The sequence below is a fragment of the Candidatus Stoquefichus massiliensis AP9 genome (genome assembly GCF_000455285.1).
GTDB lineage: Bacteria > Bacillota_I > Bacilli_A > Erysipelotrichales > Coprobacillaceae > Stoquefichus > Stoquefichus massiliensis.
Genome location: NZ_HG005291.1, coordinates 49,930 through 67,427, shown reverse-complemented (window position 1 = coordinate 67,427; position 17,498 = coordinate 49,930). Strand labels below are relative to the sequence as shown.

Genomic DNA, 17,498 nt, shown 5'->3' with positions numbered 1-17,498 from the left:
AAATGAGTAAACGTTATGGTTTCATCTATGTTGATAGAGATGATCAAGGAAATGGTACAAATAAGCGTTATAAGAAAAAATCATTTGACTGGTATAAGAAAGTTATCGCAAGTAATGGTGAAGATTTAGACTAATAAAAACAGGCAATATCGTTATTGATATTGTCTGTTTCTTTTAATATTCTTAACTCATCAGAAAATTGGTAACATGCATTGTTTTAATGCCTTCATAATGACCTCCCACAAATTCATCAGTACGTAACACATACTTTGGATAATTATCATGAATTTCTAATAATCGTTCATATTCTCTTTCTTTGTTGTGTTTTTTCTGAATTGATTTCTTGTGTTACTTGAATATAAAGTTTATTATTTTGTTTCATAGCTATAAAATCAATCTCATTATTATTCATTTTTTCAACATGAACAGTATAACTCCTTCTACGTAATTCAAGATAGATAATATTTTCAAGGCTAGCTGTAATACTGTTAGAATCATAACCGAGAACGTAATATTTAAGGGATGTATCTGCAAGATAAAACTTTTCTTGTGTTTTGAAAATTTTTTCCTTGAATATCATATCGTGAACAGCGATGTATGAGATAAGCTTTTTCCAGTTTTTCAAGATAATTATAAACTGTTTTGGGATCAATATTTCGATGTTCTGCCTTTAAATAATCAGATATAGATTTAGCAGAAAATGTGTTTCTCACATTTTGAAAAGTGTATTTAACAATACGCTCTAATTGATCAACTTTTTTTAATTTGATGACGGTTTATGATATCTGAAAAAATAGTAGAGTTATAAATATCATGAACAATCGTATAATTTTCATCTAATGAATAGTTTTACAAATGTGTGACTGGGGAACCGCTTTTTTTATATTCAATTCATTCTGTATTGATATCATCTAAGGAATTATATTTTTCTTTGAATGTAAGATGCTCCAAAAATGATAGCGCATAGATATGAAAAGAAATATATCGTCCTGTTAAATATGTTGAAATCTCAGATGACATTATACGTGAATTAGATCCAGTAACATAAATATCTATATCATAATCAGATGCAAGAGAATTGACAACTTTTTCCCAATCCTGTATTTCTTGGATTTCATCAAGAAACAAATAGATTTTTCCTTGAGAGAATAGATTGTTTTTAATCATGGTATATATATCTTTCGCAGTCATTTCGTCATATGCCATCGAATCAAAATGATAACTTATAATTTGAGAAGGCAAAATATTTCTTTCTTTTATTAGTTTGTCAATAATCATTTTTAAAATTATTGATTTTCCATATCTGCGGACACCAGTTAAAATTTTAATAAATGATGTATTAGTATATGCCATTATTTTTTCAACATAAGTAGCTCGATAAATCATCATCACCTCTATTTGGATTATATTCCGATATATTATCTAATTCAGTAAGTTTTCCGAATATAATCCATAAAACTTTTGATACAATTCGACAATCAAAATGATTCTTGATACATGTCATCATTGAATATATGTGCAAAATAGGACAATAAAGAAAACAACTCAGGACATTATTAAAAGAGTTGTTTTTCTGTATGATGAAATTGTAGAAAAGAGAGGTGTATGTATGAAGTATTTTCTTGCGATTGATATCGGGGCATCTAGCGGTAGACATATCTTAGGATCTATTCAAAATGGACAATTATGTTTAGAAGAAATTTATAGATTTGAAAATTATGTTGAACTGAAAAATGGACATTATTATTGGAATATTGATTATTTATTTGGAGAAGTCGTTGCTGGTTTAAAGGAATGTGTAAAACAAAATAAGATACCAGTAACACTCGGTATTGATACATGGGCAGTTGATTATGTATTACTTGATGAATCAGGTAAATGTATTGATGATGTTTATGCATATAGAGATACAAGAGTTGATAGCTATATACGGGTTAATCAGTTGAAAGATTTGTATATGAAAACAGGAATCCAGTATCAAAAATTTAATACCATTTATCAGCTTGCAAGTGATGATGAAATACGAAAAACAAGATCAGTTGATTATTTAATGGTACCAGATTACTTAAACTATCTTTTAACAGGTCAAAAAGTCAATGAATATACTAATATGTCAACAACACAATTATTAGATATTCATACAAATCAGCTTTCAAATGAATTATTAGATTTTTGTAAAACGAATCAAAAAATATTTCAAACAATGGTAATGCCAGGTACATCAATAGGTTGTTTATCTGAAGATATGCAAAAGATCATTGGTGCTAATATTGAAGTGATTGTTCCAGCAACACATGATACGGGGAGTGCTTATATGGCAGCCATTGAGGAAAAGAGTATTATTTTAAGTTCTGGAACATGGTCATTACTGGGCATAGAAACAAAACAGCCAATTGTGAGTGTTCAATCAATGACTGCTAATTTTACGAATGAGGGTGGTTATGATTTTAATTATCGTTTCTTAAAAAATATTATGGGATTGTGGATTATTCAAGAGGTATCAAGGGAATTAGGTGGTAAGTATAGTTTTGCAAAATTGGTTGAAATGGCAAAGCGAGATTCTTTTGAAGGAATTTTTGATGTGAACGATGAACGTTTTTTAAAACCTGAGAGTATGATTTTAGAAATAAAGAAATATTTTGAAGAAAGAAATGAACCAGTCCCAAAGACTGTCGGAGAGATAGCGTATTGTGTGTATCATTCCCTAGCGATTTGCTATAAAGAGGCAATTGAAGAATTAGAAAGGATTACAAATACAAAATATACAACAATAAATATTATTGGTGGAGGATGTCAAAATCGGCTATTAAATGAAATAATTGCCGAAGTGGCAGATAAAAAGGTTGTTGCAGGTCCTATTGAAGCGACTGCATTAGGCAATATATTGGCACAATTGATCCAAAAAAATATTGTTAAAGACTTAAAAGAGGGTAGAGAGTTAATCAAAAAATCATTTGAAATTCAAGAATTTAAAGGAGAAAAATATGAATCAGAGATTTGAAGAAGCAAAGAGAATTTATCATAATTTAGGTATTGATGTCGAACAAGCATTAATAAAGTTACAATCATTTCCAGTGTCTATGCATTGCTGGCAAGGGGATGATGTTGTTGGTTTTGATGGTGCGGGAAGTTTATCAGGTGGGATTCAAACAACAGGAAATTATCCTGGAAAAGCGAGAAATTATCAGGAACTCATGGATGATATTGATGAAGTCTTAAAACTTGTACCAGGAACAAAGAGAATCAATTTACATGCATCTTATTCTATTTTTGAAGATGGAGAAAAAGTTGATAGAAATGCAATCGAGCCTAAACATTTTGTAAAATGGGTAGAGTTTGCTAAGGAAAGAGAATTGGGCATAGATTTTAATCCAACAATTTTCTCTCATCCCAAAGCAGAAGGATTAACATTATCTTCACCAGATAAAGATATTAGAGATTTCTGGATTCAGCATTGTCAATCATGTATCCGCATTAGTGAATATTTTGCAAATGAATTAGGGACACCATGTCTCATGAATATTTGGATTCCTGATGGGTTAAAAGATATTCCAGGTGATCGTCTGACACCACGAAAAAGATTTATGGAATCTTTAGATGACATTCTTTCTATTAATTATGATAAAGATAAAGTGTTTGTATGTTTGGAATCTAAAGTGTTTGGAATTGGTATGGAATCTTATACAGTGGGTTCTAGTGAATTTACAATGAATTATGCAAAAACAAGAGATATCTTACCACTTATGGATAATGGACATTATCATCCAACTGAAGTTGTTTCTGATAAATTATCAGCTATGTTATTATTTCATGATAAAGTCGCATTGCATGTGACAAGACCAGTGCGTTGGGATAGTGATCACGTTGTTTTATTTGATGATGAAACCAAAGAAATTGCGAAAGAAATTGTGAGAAATAATGCAATGGAAAGAGTCCTTGTGGGTCTTGATTTCTTTGATGCAAGTATTAATCGTATTGTTGCATGGACTGTTGGTATGAGAAATATGCAAAAAGCAATGCTTTATGCATTGCTTCTACCTTATGAGATTTTAAGAGAAGCACAAGACCAAGGTGATTATACAAAAATTATGGTTATCAATGAAGAACTCAAAACATATCCATTCAATGATATTTGGGACTATTATTGCGAGAAGAATCAAGTACCAGTAAGAGATGAATGGTATCAAGATATCAAAAAATATGAAACAGAAGTTTTAGTAAAGCGAGGATAAAACATGAATGTATTAGAACAAGAATTTATCAAAGGATTTGTGAGAATGTGCAGTGATGGGTTTGCACAAGGATGGCATGAACGTAATGGTGGAAATTTAACTTATCGTATGAAAGATGAAGACATTGAAAGTGTGAAAAATGCTTTTTCTTATCAACGAGATTGGTACCCTATTCAAACAGAGGTTCCTTATTTAAAAGGAGAATATTTTTTAGTAACAGGTTCAGGTAAATATTTTAGAAATGTAGAACTTGATGAAGAAGCTAATATTGGAATTGTCGAAATTGACGAAACAGGAACAAAGTATCGTATTGTTTGGGGACTAAAAAATGGGGCAGTTCCAACGAGTGAATTACCATCACATTTAATGAATCATGAAATTAAGAAACTAGTAACTCATGGGGAACATCGTGTGATTTATCATTGTCATGCAACAAATGTCATAGCACTAACATTTGTCTTGCCACTTAAAGATGAAATTTTCACAAGAGAATTATGGGAAATGGCAACGGAATGTCCTGTTGTTTTCCCTCGTGGTGTAGGTGTTGTACCATGGATGGTTCCAGGAGGTAAGGAAATTGCAGTCGCAACAAGTCAATTGATGAAAAAATATGATGTTGCTATATGGGCACATCATGGTATCTTTTGTTCAGGAGCAGATTTTGATTTAACATTTGGTTTAGCCCATACAGTTGAAAAATCAGCTGAAATACTTGTTAAAATGTTATCTATGTCATCAACAAAATTACAAACAATCACATCAGATAATTTTCGTGATTTAGCCAAAGCATTTCAGGTGACATTACCAGAAGAATTTTTATAATATTAATGTTTTTCCTTCCAAGAAATAAAAACATGAAAGATATCCCTTCAGCAAGGATATCTTTTTTACAATAAATGTATTATAATAAAACAAAGGAAGGTGTATGGTTATGGAAATTATTATTTCAAGAATACTCAAATATTTAAATGGTTGTCTTCATGATGATCATATGTATCGTATTGGAAACTTTGTTGTTAAACATTATACACAAATTTGTCAATATCCTTTGTCACGTTTTTTAAGCGAGGGTTATTTTACTGAAGAGGAAGTCACTGATTTCTTTAATCATTTAGGATTTCATAGTTTTGATGAATTTAAACAAAAGTTATTAATTGATCATCAGTTGCGAATGGAACAGATTCATTCGAGAATGATTGGTGTTAATGTGAATCAGTTTTTAGATCACTTGAATGTTAAATCTTCAAAAGAAGAGTTTTTAAAATTAATTGATGATTTATGTGAATTAATTTTTAATGAAGGAAGGATAGTTATTGTTGGTGCTTTATTTCCAAGTAGTATTGCAGTAGATTTCCAAACAGATATGATAACTTTAGGAAAAGAAGTTATAGAGTATCATCATTTTGACAAGAAATTTCAGTTTAAAGACAATGATATTGTTATTTTTATGACTTCTACTGGAAGAACAATGGAACATAATGCTAAGAAAATGGTCACACAAAATCTTTGTGAAGCTTATGTTGTTTTAATGACTCAAAATATTAAATATATTAACTTTGAAAATGTATGTGCAGATTATGTTGTTCATGTACTTGGAAAGTTTAATGGAATTGAATTCTCTTATCAATGCTTAATGGTATTGGATTTGTTAAGAATACGTTATTATCAAAAATATTATCAGTAGTAATATAAAAGGCTTTGAAATATATATTCAAAACCTTTTATAGTATATTTTTAAATGAACTATTGAATCCTTTATTTCTGATATTCTTGTACTTTTTGCTTGAATTATTCAAAAGAATAACCATCTCATATAATATCTTCCCTCCTACTTCTTATATACGCATTTATTATCTATTTTTCTTTTTTATTTTCAAAAAAAGAAGATTTTCTTAAATCTTCTTTCTATTAATAATTATTCAACTGTTACAGATTTAGCAAGATTACGTGGTTTATCAACATCACAGCCTTTAATGCCAGCTGTATAGTAAGCAATAAGCTGTAATGGAATAGCAACTAAGATTGATTGCAATGTTGGTGCAACATCAGGTAAGTAATAGGTATTCTCTACATTCTTGACTTTTTCACCATGTGTTGTAAAAAGAATGACTTTTGCTCCTCTGGCAATTGTTTCTTGAATATTACTAATTGTTTTTGCTGCAATATGAGGTTGTGTTGCAACTGCAATAACAACAGAGCCTGCTTCTATCAAAGCAATAGGACCATGTTTTAATTCTCCAGCGACATAGGCATCAGCATGGACATAAGAAACTTCTTTTAATTTTAAAGCTCCTTCTAATACACTAGCATAGTCTAATCTTCTTCCAATAAAATAAGCATCATGAAGATTTTCTAACATTTTCGCATAGTTTTCAAATACTTGATGATCTTTCAAAATATTATGAACATATTCAGGAATATGGCTTAATTGCTGAATTAATGCATGATCAACTTCTTTACCTAATTGTTGAGCAACATAATAAGCAAATAGGAATAATAAAACCAATTGTGTCGTATATGCTTTTGTTGATGCAACAGCAATTTCAGGACCAGCACAAGTATAAAGGACATATTGTGCATCTCTAGAAATCGTACTTCCAAGAACATTTGCGATTGCAATTGTTGTTGCACTTTTTTGTTTAGCTAATCTTAATGCTGCTAAAGTATCAGCAGTTTCTCCTGACTGTGATACAAATATGGCTAAAGTATATTCATCAATGAGTGGGTCACTGTATCTAAACTCACTAGCTGGAGTAGTTGTAACAGGAATTTTGATCGCTTTTTCTAATACTTGAGCACCACATAAACAAGCATGATAAGCAGTTCCACAAGCTACAAAATAGATTTTATTAAACTTTGAAAAATCAATTTCTTTTAATTCATCTAGTACAATCTCCTGATGATTTATTCTTCCTCTTAAAGTTTCATTAATCACATGAGGCTGTTCATAGATTTCTTTAAGCATAAATGTATCATAACCATCTTTTTGAGCTGCTTCTAAATCATAAGGAATAGTCACTAATTTTTTTTCGATAGATTGACCATCATGTGTAAAGAATGAAATTTTCTCTTTCTCCATAATTGCCATCTCTAAATCATTTAAGAAATAAACATCTTTTGTATACTCTAATAAAGCCGGAATATCACTCGCAGCAACATAAGCGTTATTCACTTTTCCAATGATTAATGGACTATCTTTTTTCGCAACAACAATTTTGTCTGGCTCTTTTGTTGAAACAATGCACAAAGCATAACTTCCTTCAATTTTCTTAAGAACTTTTTTTGTTGCTTCGAAGATATTTCCTGCATCATATAAATCTAATAATTGAACAACCACTTCACTATCAGTTTCAGATTGAAACTGATATCCTTTTTTTATTAATTCTTCTTTTAATTCACGATAATTCTCAATAATACCATTATGCACTAAAGATATTGTTTGATCTTCATTTGTATGAGGATGAGAATTAAGATTAGAAGGGATACCATGAGTTGCCCATCTTGTATGACCAATACCGATATTTCCTTTTATTTCATATTTTGTTAATTCATCCTCAAGATTTTTTAAACGACCTTTACATTTCACAGTTAATAACTGACCACTTTCAAGAGTTGTTACTCCTGCACTATCATATCCACGATACTCCAATTTAGATAATCCTTGCATTAAAAAGGGTAAAGCAAAATCATTACCGCAATATGCTGTAATTCCACACATAAAACATTCCTCCATTAAATTATATTTTATTATTGAATGAAGTTATGCCTGATGATATTTGTTTAATGATCACTCATTATTTTTGCTCATCGTTTAGGTAGCATCATACCTTCAGATCATCCGCCGAATTTTTCGATAAATCTGATCCTCGTCAACTCACAAAGAGTCCTGGCGCTTATTTATAAATATTCCTTCTTCAATAACGATTATCATTATACATGAATCTTATATCTATAGTTTTCATATTTTAAAAATAAGATATATTGTTAATATATTCTATTTTTACATCAAAATATGGGTAAAATGAAATTTTTTAAAAAAAGTTTGATTAAAAAAAAGAAAAATGAGAAAAATATGCGTATATATATAGTAGGAGGGTAATTATGAGTATTCAAAGTAATTTAATGGAAATTAATAAATCTTTACAAAAACTTGAAGAATCTGGTATTTATGATGTAGAAAAATATAGTTATGCATTAATGCACCAGACCAATCAATTAGAGTATTTTTATTGCCATCTAGTCAAAGATGGAGATTGTAATCAAACATACTATCATGTACATAAACGTCCTCATATTCATGAATTAGCATATTTTAATATAGGAAGAGGATTTCCCAAAGAACTGATGGATGGACATTGGTGTTACGTATTAAAAGATATGGGATATAAAATGCTCGTTATTCCTTGTACTTCAATCAAAGAAGATTCAACCCCACCCAATCCTTTATTTGAAAAGGATATTAAAATAAAAACTGACACACATATAACGCATTGTCGTATTCAACTAAGTGATATTCGTTCTATTGATTTACAACGTTTAGATTTAAGAAAATCATTTTATACAGTTTTAACGCCAAAAGAAGAAATATTAGAATTCGTAGAAAAAAATTTATTTGATAAGTAATGTTCTTTCATGTATGATAATGCATATATATGGGGGAAATTGATATGAATGAGTTTATATGTGGATGTAAAAAAGGTACACCAATAGCTCTGGGTTATTTTCCGGTAGCTTTTTCTTTTGGTGTGTTAGTGGCTTCTAGTGGTTTACCTTTGGGATTGGCAACACTGATATCATTAACAAATTTAACATCATCTGGTCAGTTTGCAGGGATATCATTAATTCTAGCCAATGCGTCTTATCTTGAAATTGCGGCAACACTTTTAATGATTAATGCAAGATATTTTTTAATGTCATTGTCATTAAGTCAGAAGATAGATAAAAAAATGAATACATTACAAAGAATGATTATTTCATTTGGAATTACTGATGAAACTTTTAGTGTTGCATCTATTCAGCAAGAAACACTGACTTTTCGGTTTATGTTAGGATTTATTTTATTACCAATTGTTGGCTGGACAAGTGGTACATTGGTAGGCGAAACATTAATGAATTTTTTACCCACAGTTTTACAAAGTGCAATGGGAATTGCTTTGTATGGGATGTTTTTAGCTATTATTATACCAGCTTCTGGAAAGTCAAGAGCCATCTTAGAGGTGGTTGTGATAAGTGCAGCAATGTCTATGCTTTTCTATTATGTTCCTTTATTTGATGGAATATCTAGTGGTTTAAAATTAATTTTAGCAACCTTGATTGGTGCTGTTTATGGAGCATTACATCATCCTATTATGGAGGTGAATGCATATGAGTAAGTATATATTGATATGTGTTTTGATTATGGCTGTATTTACGTATTTGCCAAGAATGTTACCACTCACCTTTTTTAGAAAGGAAATCACTTCACCATTTATTCGTTCATTATTGTACTATGTTCCGTATGCAGTCTTATCAGCTTTAACTTTTCCAAGTATATTTTATGCTACAGGGAATATTTATAGTGCAATTGGCGGCTGCTTGGTTGGTATTTATTTTGCATATTATGATAAAGGACTCATTTTTGTTGCTTCAGCAGCAATGTTTACAAGCTTAATGATTGGTTTAATATCTTAAGGGATCAGAGAAATCTGGTTCCTTTTCTATTTCTTGAACACCATAAAGGAGGTGATGCCTAAAATAATTTTGATTAATGACAAATGAAAGGGGAAAGAAAGATGAAAAAAATTGGAAATGTCATTATGGTTTTATTGTTAGTTGTATCAACAGTGTTTTCACAAGTTTCTCATATTTACGCAAAATCTTCACAGGAAGTTTCAGATTATCCAAAAAAAGAAAGTATTGAATATAAGGGAAAGACAACTTATGGAAATAATATTGTTGGTAATTTTAGTATTGGAGGAAAACAAGCTTTTTGTTTACAACATCCAAAAACAACACCAAGTACAGGAACAAAAGTGACTTCTCAGATTTATGAAGACCCTAATGTTCAAAAAGTACTTTATTATGGATGGAAAGGGCCACAACAATGGAGTGGTTTTAAGAGTGAGAGTCATGGGATTGTTGTGACATCGCTGGCATTAAGTTACTATTATTATGGTGATAATTCTTCACCAAGCACAATTTCAGGCTTTTTGAATTATATTAAGAATTTATCTGTACCTGATTTTTCAGTACGTTTCTCTGATGAACATGTACAAGCTTATAAAGAAGGTCAAATTCAAAGAACAAAAACAATGAGTTTAGAGAGTGAGAGTTCATTGTTTGATGTCACTATTTCATTACCATCTCAAGTAACTTATGTGGATGAAACACATAATAAACGTCAAACTGGTGGAAGTGTAACAATTAATGGTCAAACAAAGTTTCATTTAGAAGCATCATTAAATGAAAAATTAGTACCTTATTCAACAGGACAGAAAATAAGTTCATATAAGTTTCAGCCAATTGTTGCTGAAACATCATCAAGTAGCTTGCAGAATGTTGGGTATGGAGAATATATTTCTCAGAAACATCAGACAACTTCTATGTCAGTTGATTGGTTGCAATTGGCAGAATTAGAAATTACAAAAACTGATGTTTATCAGCAACTCATAGATGGAGCAGTATTTAGACTTTGGAATCAAAATGATTATGACCAAGAAATTGTTGTAAAAGACGGTCATATAACAGTTAAAGAATTAACGACAGGAATTTACTACTTACAGGAAGTGAAAGCTCCAGAAGGATTTCTAGTAGATGATACTGTTTATACTGTTACTTTAAATGCAGGAGATAAGGTCCATCAAAGTGTGACAGATAAAGAACCAACTGGTGAAATTAAAGTAATGAAAACAAATGAACACCAAGATAAACTTGCAAAAGCTGAATTTGATATTATAGCTGATGGAGATATTTATTCAGCAGGTGGAAAACTTTTATTGAAAGACAAAACTATAGTTGACCATATTGTGAGTGATATATCAGGTCTTGCGACTTCAAAGACTTTGCCATTAGGGAAATATGAGGTTATAGAAACAAAGGCACCAGAAGGATATCTCTTGAATCATGAACACTTTAAAGTGGAATTAAAGTATATGGATCAAATGACTTCAGTTGTAACAACTTCAGCAACAGTCACTAATCAAGAACCGAAAGGCTCAATTGAGTTTCAAAAGAAAATAGATAGTCAAATAACAAATGGTCACCAAGGTGACGTTTTTTTATCTCAAAATGAGTATGGATTATATGCTAAAGAAGTTATACAAAATGCAGCTAAGACAGTTACATATTATACAAAAGACCAATTAATTTCACAAAAAGTCACAGATGATCAAGGAAAGATCACTTGGGACAACTTACCAATTGGTCATTATTATTTGAAGGAATTGAAATCTAATGCATCACTGATTATTAATCCAGAAATCATTAATGTTGATGTTCTATATGCAGGAATGAATACAGCCCATATAGTGAGTCATGCGACAATGACAGATACAGTAGCATCACAACGTATTCAGATTTTTAAAGAAGGAACAAAAGAGGGGGCAAGTGGTGTTGTTCAGGGATTGAAAGGAGCAGAATTCATTTTTGTATTAAATAGTGAGTATGAGAAAGTTGGTTTTGAAAAAGCAACAAAGTATTTTACTGGTGTTACAGATGAAAAGGGGTATTTGACAACTTCTTTATTACCTTATGGAATATATCGTGTGAAAGAAACAAAAACACCAAATGGATATTATGGTGCCAGTGATTTTCTTGTTTCAGTAGAAAAAGATAGTTCATTGTATGAAGTTGGTTATCGTATTCAAAAAGTAACAGTTAATAATGTACCTTTTGAGTCATTATTAAAGGTTATAAAGGTCGATCAGCAGACTGGAAAAACTGTTCAATTAGAAGGTACTACTTTCAAAATTAAAGATCTTACAACAAATGAATATGTTTCTTATGTTGATTGGAGTGCATTTCCACATATTTATGTTGATCAGTGGACAACGCATAAAGATGGAAGTATGACTTTGAATACAAAGTTAAAGTCAGGAAAATATCAATTAGAAGAAATAAAGGCACCAACAGGATATCTTTTAAATAAGACACCTGTTGTTTTTGAAATCACACAAGATTATTATGATCTGGCAGATGATCAAAAAACACCAATTACTGTTGTTAAACTAAGTGATAAGGCAGTTACTGGACGAGTTACATTAGAAAAAACTGGTGAGGTTTTAACGGATTATAAAGATGGGAAGTTTGTGTATGAACAACAAGGATTAGCCAATGCGAAGTTTGAAATTTATGCTAAAGAAAATATAGTAGATTCAAGTGGAAATGGTGAATTCATTTATAAGAAAGGTGAACTTGTAGAAACTTTAACAACCAAAGAGAAAGGTAGGGTTACATCTAAAGAATTGCCACTTGGTGAATATGAATGTTTAGAAGTTGAAGCACCATATGGATATGTTTTGGATACTGAAAGAAAGAGTTTTTCATTGGTTTATGAGAATCAAGATGTAGAAATTGTTTATGAACATTGTGCAATTCAAGATGAAAGACAAAAGATTGAAATAGAAGTCGTCAAAAAAGATCAAGCTACACAGCAAATGGTATCTGGAGCAGAGTTTTCACTGATTGCCAATCGAGATATTTATAATGTTAATGGTGAGGTGATTGTGAAAGCAGGAACTGTTCTAGAAAAAGTGACTTCCACACAAAATGGTAAAGCTGTTTTCCAAAGTGATCTACCATTAGATTTAACACCTGAGTATGCGACTATGCCATTAGAAGAATCAGTAGAAACAATAGGAAATCCAAACTCACTTTATGTGGTTAAGGAGACAAAACAACCTTACGGATATGTATCAAAAAAAGTGAATTATTATGTAGATGCAAAATATACGCAACATACAGATACTGTTCTTCATTATACGCATGATTTCTATAATCAAAAGACAAAAACAATTATACATAAAGTTGATTTAGATACCTTAAAAAATATTGAAGGAGCACATTTACAAATTATTGATCCACAGACAAGAAGAGTTGTTGCTGATTGGATAAGCCAACAAGATGGTTATGTTATTGAAGGATTGGCAGTTGATAAAGTTTATATTTTACACGAAGTATCTGCTCCAGAAGGTTATCTAGTTGCGAGAGATTACGAATTGATAATACAAGATCAAGAAAGTGAACAAACCATTACTTTCATAAATGAAAAGGCTCCAATTGAGGTTCTTGGAGATGAGCCTGTTGTTACACATGACTTAACAAGAATTACACCTTATGTTTTGATTATGATGGGATCAGTATTATGTTTACAAATGATGAAGAAAAAGAAGAATGAAAAATAAGTGATATAAAAAATCCCTGTAGATTTTCTACAGGGATTTGCTTGTTATAAGTTTAATAAACGTTTTGTATCTCTGGCAATAACCAACTCTTCATTTGTTGGAATAACATAGACTTTAATTTTAGATTCTGGTTTTGTGATTAAACGTTCACCATCACCATTTTCATTTGCATCATCATCAATTACAATACCCAATGCTTCACTAACTAAAGCAAGAATTTCTTTTCTAGCAAAAGCTGAATTTTCACCAATACCAGCAGTGAAAGCAATCGCATCACAACCACCTAAAGCTATAAAATATCTACCAATATAAGCAATAACACGTCTAAAGAAAATATCCATAGCAAGTTTTGCTCTTTCATTACCTTCATTAGCAGCATTCATAACATCTCTAAAGTCACTAGAAACTCCAGAAACACCTAATAATCCAGATTCTTTATTTAACATATGAATAACATCTTTCATATCCATACCTACTTGTTCAATGAGATAGTCAATAATTGATGGGTCTAAATCACCACTACGTGTTCCCATCATAATACCAGCTAAAGGTGTGAATCCCATAGATGTATTGATAGATTTTCCATCTTTTACAGCAGTCAAAGAACCGCCAGCTCCTAAATGAGCCACGATAATTTTAGAATGTTCTGGATTTCCTAATTTATCAATAACTCTTTGAGAAACATAGAAATGAGAAGTTCCATGAGCACCATATTTTCTTACTTTATTTTCAGTATAGAATTTATATGGAATTGGGTAAATATAACATTTAGGTTCTAATGTCTGATGGAATGCAGTATCAAAAACTGCAACAGCACCAGCTGTTGGAATTGCTTCTTTAAAAGCATAATAACCTGTTAAGTGAGCAGGATTATGTAAAGGTGCTAATGATTTTAGTTCATCAATTTTATTAACAACATCCTGATCAATAATTGCAGATTCTTTAAAATAAGATCCACCTTGAACAACACGATGTCCAACACCTTTAATTTCATCTAATGAAGCAACGATTTGTTTATCCATTAATGTATCTAATAATAAATGAACAGCTTCTTTGTGAGTTGGAATTGCTAAAGTACGAACATCTTTTTCACCATTATATTTAATAGTAAAAATAGCATCTTCCATACCAATTCTTTCAATCACTCCTGAAGTAATAACATCTTCATTATCCATTTCAAATAATTGGAATTTTAATGATGAACTACCAGCGTTCACAGCAATAACTTTTGACATTTATTTCGTCCTCCCTTAATTCTCCTTTATTATAGCATTAATATGAAAAAAAACTAGGGAAAAATACGTGAAAAAATGAACAAATCTTTTTTTGCTTCCAAAGTAACAGATATTGACAAAAATCAAAAAAACACTTGATATCTTTTGTAGTAAGTATATAATAATATCGAGCCAGGGGTGCTTTTGCTGAGAAAGATATATGTCTTGTCCCTTATCATCTGAACTGGGTAATGCCAGCGTAGAGAGTGCAAATCATGTTATTTTTGCTTTCTTACGCTTTTGTAGGAAAGCTTTTTTAATGCACGGCTCCAATAAATTAATATGGAGGAGAGAAATGAAAAATTTATTTAAAGTTGACTTAGATGTCAAAACAATGGTTCAATTAGCAATGTTTATGGCTATTACAATTATTTTAGGGTATGTGAATAAAATTATTCCTGAAATGCCTCAAGGAGGTGCACTTATTTCCATAGATGTTGTTGCTATTTTCTTGTGTGCTTACTTGATGGGAGCAGGTTATGGAATTATTTGTGGTATTGGTGTTTCAATATTACAATTTGTTTTAGCTATTGCAACTTATTGGGGACCATGGTCAGTACTACTAGATTATGTTCTACCACTAGCTGTTTGTGGAATTGCTCCCATGTTAAAATCAACAAAGATAAAAAATATACCTATTTATTGGGGAATAATATTATCAATGATATTGAAATATTTGTGTCATTTTGCGAGTGGTGCATTTTTATTTGCTGAATATGCTCCCGAAGGAATCAATCCTATTATTTATTCCCTGACATATAATTTGCCTTATAATTTTACAACATTGTTATTATGTATGGTTGTTGTTCCTATATTATATAAACGTTTAAAAGGTGTATTAAGATAAAAGACTGTCATCAGTCTTTTTTTCTATAGATTTGTATTCATTTATCTTATCAATATTCGTGTGATTTCTTTTTGTTAATAAACCTTCCAAAATGATATGAATTTGTGTATAATATCTTTGTTATAGAAAGAGGTATGTTTATGAATAAAGCATTAGTAGGACATGATGTGCTTATTCATTGTTATAAGCATGATGGGAGTATTCATCGCTGCTGGAATAAAGGATTTGTTTTAGAAGAGACAAATCAGCATTTTATTGTTATTAATAATCACACTTTAGTGACGGAATCAGATGGAAGAAGATGGTATACAAGGGAACCAGCTATCTGTTATTTTCCTAAAAATCAATGGTATAATGTAATTTGCATGATTCGTAAAAATGGTGTTCATTTTTATTGTAATATTGCATCCCCAACTTTATATGATGGAGATGCATTAAAATACATAGATTATGATTTGGATTTAAAAGTTTTTCCTGATTATAAATATAAAGTATTAGATGAAGAAGAATATCGTCAACATAAAGCACAAATGCATTATGGAGAAGAACTTAATCAAATATTAAATCAGCAGTTAGATGTCCTTATAGAAATGGCAATGAATATGTCTGGACCATTTAGACCAGGGTTTGCTGAACACTGGTATGGTGTCTATCAGCATCAAATAGCAAAAAAATAGAAAGGAAGGGTATTTCATGGTAACATTTCATAGTGAACAGGATATGATAAATTTTGGTGAGAAGTTAGCAAGTCATTTGTTTCCTGGCTCAGTTTTAACATTAGAAGGAGAACTGGGTGCTGGAAAAACAACTTTTACTAAAGGAATTGGTAGAGGATTAGGAATTTCTAAAGTCATTAATTCACCAACCTTCACCATTGTGAAAGTTTATCAGGGGAGACTTCCTTTATATCATTTTGATGCTTATCGTTTAGAGGGTCAAAATGAAGAGTTGGGATTTGAGGAAATGTTTGAAGATGAGGGAGTATGTGTCATTGAATGGCCCATTTTCATTCAGGATATTTTACCTCAAGAAAGATTAGATATACATATTATTAAAAATGAAGATGAGACACGTTCTTTCTTATTTGAGGCACATGGCGAGGTGTATGAAGAGATAACAAAGGAGATGGCATTATGATAAGTTTAATAATGGATACATCAAATCAATATTTAATGGTTTCATTATATAAAGATGGACAATGTTTAGAAACAATCCAGGAATTGGGATCTAAACGTCAATCTGAAAATGCTATTCCATATCTATCATCGTTACTAGAAAAACATAATATCGAGTTATTAGCCATTGATGAAATGATTATTACGCGTGGACCAGGTTCTTACACTGGTGAAAGAGTAGCTATGACTATTGCAAAAACTCTCAGTGTTATTGCACCTATTCGCATCAAAGCAATTTCATCGCTGTCTGCTTATGCCGGTTTACAGAAATGTGTATCTGTTATTGATGCGAGAAGTCAGAAAGTATTTGTTTGTGTTTATGAAAATGGAAAGGCACAGACTCTAGAAGAACTGATATCTATTGATGAGTTTGACCCAGTATAACGTGACATAATGTCTACCTCCTATTGTTTTATTTTGCATAAAACAATAACATGCATAAATCTGTTAGGTTGTGTTTGTACTAAGTATTTCTTCATTAGCAGCAAGAATACTCTACATCCGTCAGTTACAAACGCATTGGCTAACACTTTATGTGCTGCTATCATTTAATACGCTAGTAAACAATATCATAATTCCATTCTATAGTC

Annotated in this window: 18 protein-coding genes and 1 riboswitch; of the genes, 13 read left to right on the top strand and 5 right to left on the bottom strand. The window is 31.0% G+C overall.

The window, feature by feature from the left end; all coding sequences use genetic code 11:
- Window positions 1-134 (top strand): family 1 glycosylhydrolase (locus BN350_RS20675; protein WP_147573587.1); only part of this gene is annotated, 134 nt, incomplete at its 5' end.
- 167 nt (window positions 135-301) lie between these two features.
- Here BN350_RS20675 and BN350_RS21400 read toward each other — a convergent pair.
- The 3 genes from BN350_RS21400 to BN350_RS21390 all read right to left on the bottom strand — a co-directional run bounded on the left by BN350_RS21400 (window position 302) and on the right by BN350_RS21390 (window position 1,386).
- Entirely contained in the window at window positions 302-580 is a 279-nt protein-coding gene (locus tag BN350_RS21400) for a DUF4143 domain-containing protein (RefSeq protein ID WP_231385287.1), read from the bottom strand.
- Window positions 516-713, bottom strand: a complete 198-nt coding sequence (locus tag BN350_RS21395; protein ID WP_231385286.1) for a hypothetical protein — start codon at window positions 711-713, stop codon at window positions 516-518. The genes BN350_RS21400 and BN350_RS21395 overlap by 65 nt, the downstream gene beginning before the upstream one ends.
- A 178-nt stretch (window positions 714-891) precedes the next feature.
- Window positions 892-1,386: an ATP-binding protein gene (locus BN350_RS21390; protein ID WP_231385285.1), complete on the bottom strand. Its 495-nt coding sequence runs from the start codon at window positions 1,384-1,386 to the stop codon at window positions 892-894.
- Between the two features lie 223 nt (window positions 1,387-1,609).
- Between BN350_RS21390 and BN350_RS12965 the strand changes: the two genes are divergently transcribed.
- From BN350_RS12965 to BN350_RS12950, 4 genes are all read left to right on the top strand, one after another.
- On the top strand, window positions 1,610-3,001 hold the full coding sequence (locus BN350_RS12965; protein WP_028043993.1) for a rhamnulokinase: 1,392 nt from the start codon (window positions 1,610-1,612) through the stop codon (window positions 2,999-3,001).
- Window positions 2,985-4,232: an L-rhamnose isomerase gene (locus BN350_RS12960; protein WP_028043992.1), complete on the top strand. Its 1,248-nt coding sequence runs from the start codon at window positions 2,985-2,987 to the stop codon at window positions 4,230-4,232. The genes BN350_RS12965 and BN350_RS12960 overlap by 17 nt, the downstream gene beginning before the upstream one ends.
- A gap of 3 nt (window positions 4,233-4,235) precedes the next feature.
- Window positions 4,236-5,054, top strand: coding sequence for a rhamnulose-1-phosphate aldolase (gene rhaD / locus BN350_RS12955; protein ID WP_028043991.1), 819 nt, complete (start codon window positions 4,236-4,238; stop codon window positions 5,052-5,054).
- A gap of 109 nt (window positions 5,055-5,163) precedes the next feature.
- Window positions 5,164-5,916: a MurR/RpiR family transcriptional regulator gene (locus BN350_RS12950; protein ID WP_028043990.1), complete on the top strand. Its 753-nt coding sequence runs from the start codon at window positions 5,164-5,166 to the stop codon at window positions 5,914-5,916.
- A gap of 231 nt (window positions 5,917-6,147) precedes the next feature.
- Here BN350_RS12950 and glmS read toward each other — a convergent pair whose 3' ends face one another.
- A complete protein-coding gene (glmS, locus tag BN350_RS12945; RefSeq protein ID WP_028043989.1) occupies window positions 6,148-7,950 on the bottom strand; it encodes a glutamine--fructose-6-phosphate transaminase (isomerizing) in 1,803 nt (600 codons plus the stop codon).
- Between the two features lie 383 nt (window positions 7,951-8,333).
- On the opposite strand from glmS, the gene BN350_RS12940 reads away from it, so the two are divergent.
- The 4 genes from BN350_RS12940 to BN350_RS12925 all read left to right on the top strand — a co-directional run bounded on the left by BN350_RS12940 (window position 8,334) and on the right by BN350_RS12925 (window position 13,612).
- Entirely contained in the window at window positions 8,334-8,855 is a 522-nt protein-coding gene (locus tag BN350_RS12940; protein ID WP_028043988.1) for a hypothetical protein, read from the top strand.
- A 44-nt stretch (window positions 8,856-8,899) separates the two neighbouring features.
- The gene (locus BN350_RS12935; RefSeq protein ID WP_028043987.1) at window positions 8,900-9,604 is read left to right on the top strand and encodes an AzlC family ABC transporter permease; all 705 of its coding nucleotides are present in this window, start codon (window positions 8,900-8,902) and stop codon (window positions 9,602-9,604) included.
- Window positions 9,597-9,902: an AzlD domain-containing protein gene (locus BN350_RS12930; RefSeq protein WP_028043986.1), complete on the top strand. Its 306-nt coding sequence runs from the start codon at window positions 9,597-9,599 to the stop codon at window positions 9,900-9,902. Before BN350_RS12935 ends, BN350_RS12930 begins: the two co-directional genes overlap by 8 nt.
- A 101-nt stretch (window positions 9,903-10,003) precedes the next feature.
- Window positions 10,004-13,612, top strand: a complete 3,609-nt coding sequence (locus tag BN350_RS12925; protein WP_147573586.1) for a SpaA isopeptide-forming pilin-related protein — start codon at window positions 10,004-10,006, stop codon at window positions 13,610-13,612.
- Window positions 13,613-13,656: 44 nt separating this feature from the next.
- On the opposite strand, the gene BN350_RS12920 is transcribed toward BN350_RS12925, so the two are convergent.
- The gene (locus BN350_RS12920) at window positions 13,657-14,847 is read right to left on the bottom strand and encodes an acetate/propionate family kinase (RefSeq protein ID WP_028043984.1); all 1,191 of its coding nucleotides are present in this window, start codon (window positions 14,845-14,847) and stop codon (window positions 13,657-13,659) included.
- A gap of 163 nt (window positions 14,848-15,010) precedes the next feature.
- Window positions 15,011-15,110: riboswitch (TPP riboswitch) on the top strand.
- Between the two features lie 71 nt (window positions 15,111-15,181).
- Here BN350_RS12920 and BN350_RS12915 point away from each other — a divergent pair.
- The 4 genes from BN350_RS12915 to tsaB all read left to right on the top strand — a co-directional run bounded on the left by BN350_RS12915 (window position 15,182) and on the right by tsaB (window position 17,292).
- On the top strand, window positions 15,182-15,733 hold the full coding sequence (locus BN350_RS12915) for an energy-coupled thiamine transporter ThiT (protein ID WP_028043983.1): 552 nt from the start codon (window positions 15,182-15,184) through the stop codon (window positions 15,731-15,733).
- Between the two features lie 140 nt (window positions 15,734-15,873).
- Window positions 15,874-16,410, top strand: coding sequence for a DUF402 domain-containing protein (locus tag BN350_RS12910; RefSeq protein WP_028043982.1), 537 nt, complete (start codon window positions 15,874-15,876; stop codon window positions 16,408-16,410).
- 16 nt (window positions 16,411-16,426) lie between these two features.
- Complete coding sequence (tsaE, locus tag BN350_RS12905) at window positions 16,427-16,870, top strand: tRNA (adenosine(37)-N6)-threonylcarbamoyltransferase complex ATPase subunit type 1 TsaE (RefSeq protein ID WP_028043981.1); 444 nt, start codon at window positions 16,427-16,429, stop codon at window positions 16,868-16,870.
- Window positions 16,867-17,292: a tRNA (adenosine(37)-N6)-threonylcarbamoyltransferase complex dimerization subunit type 1 TsaB gene (gene tsaB, locus BN350_RS19200; RefSeq protein WP_081652915.1), complete on the top strand. Its 426-nt coding sequence runs from the start codon at window positions 16,867-16,869 to the stop codon at window positions 17,290-17,292. Before tsaE ends, tsaB begins: the two co-directional genes overlap by 4 nt.
- Window positions 17,293-17,498 lie beyond the last annotated feature (206 nt).

Excerpts from the sequence above, each read along its gene's own strand:
- tsaB (WP_081652915.1), top strand. The coding sequence starts at position 16,867 with ATGATAAGTTTAATAATGGATACATCAAATCAATATTTAATGGTTTCA.
- BN350_RS12925 (WP_147573586.1), top strand. The coding sequence starts at position 10,004 with ATGAAAAAAATTGGAAATGTCATTATGGTTTTATTGTTAGTTGTATCA.
- BN350_RS12950 (WP_028043990.1), top strand. The coding sequence starts at position 5,164 with ATGGAAATTATTATTTCAAGAATACTCAAATATTTAAATGGTTGTCTT.
- BN350_RS12920 (WP_028043984.1), bottom strand. The coding sequence starts at position 14,847 with ATGTCAAAAGTTATTGCTGTGAACGCTGGTAGTTCATCATTAAAATTC.
- BN350_RS21390 (WP_231385285.1), bottom strand. The coding sequence starts at position 1,386 with ATGATTTATCGAGCTACTTATGTTGAAAAAATAATGGCATATACTAAT.
- BN350_RS12930 (WP_028043986.1), top strand. The coding sequence starts at position 9,597 with ATGAGTAAGTATATATTGATATGTGTTTTGATTATGGCTGTATTTACG.
- rhaD (WP_028043991.1), top strand. The coding sequence starts at position 4,236 with ATGAATGTATTAGAACAAGAATTTATCAAAGGATTTGTGAGAATGTGC.
- BN350_RS12940 (WP_028043988.1), top strand. The coding sequence starts at position 8,334 with ATGAGTATTCAAAGTAATTTAATGGAAATTAATAAATCTTTACAAAAA.
- BN350_RS12910 (WP_028043982.1), top strand. The coding sequence starts at position 15,874 with ATGAATAAAGCATTAGTAGGACATGATGTGCTTATTCATTGTTATAAG.
- glmS (WP_028043989.1), bottom strand. The coding sequence starts at position 7,950 with ATGTGTGGAATTACAGCATATTGCGGTAATGATTTTGCTTTACCCTTT.
- BN350_RS12935 (WP_028043987.1), top strand. The coding sequence starts at position 8,900 with ATGAATGAGTTTATATGTGGATGTAAAAAAGGTACACCAATAGCTCTG.
- BN350_RS12915 (WP_028043983.1), top strand. The coding sequence starts at position 15,182 with ATGAAAAATTTATTTAAAGTTGACTTAGATGTCAAAACAATGGTTCAA.
- BN350_RS12960 (WP_028043992.1), top strand. The coding sequence starts at position 2,985 with ATGAATCAGAGATTTGAAGAAGCAAAGAGAATTTATCATAATTTAGGT.
- BN350_RS21400 (WP_231385287.1), bottom strand. The coding sequence starts at position 580 with ATGATATTCAAGGAAAAAATTTTCAAAACACAAGAAAAGTTTTATCTT.
- tsaE (WP_028043981.1), top strand. The coding sequence starts at position 16,427 with ATGGTAACATTTCATAGTGAACAGGATATGATAAATTTTGGTGAGAAG.
- BN350_RS12965 (WP_028043993.1), top strand. The coding sequence starts at position 1,610 with ATGAAGTATTTTCTTGCGATTGATATCGGGGCATCTAGCGGTAGACAT.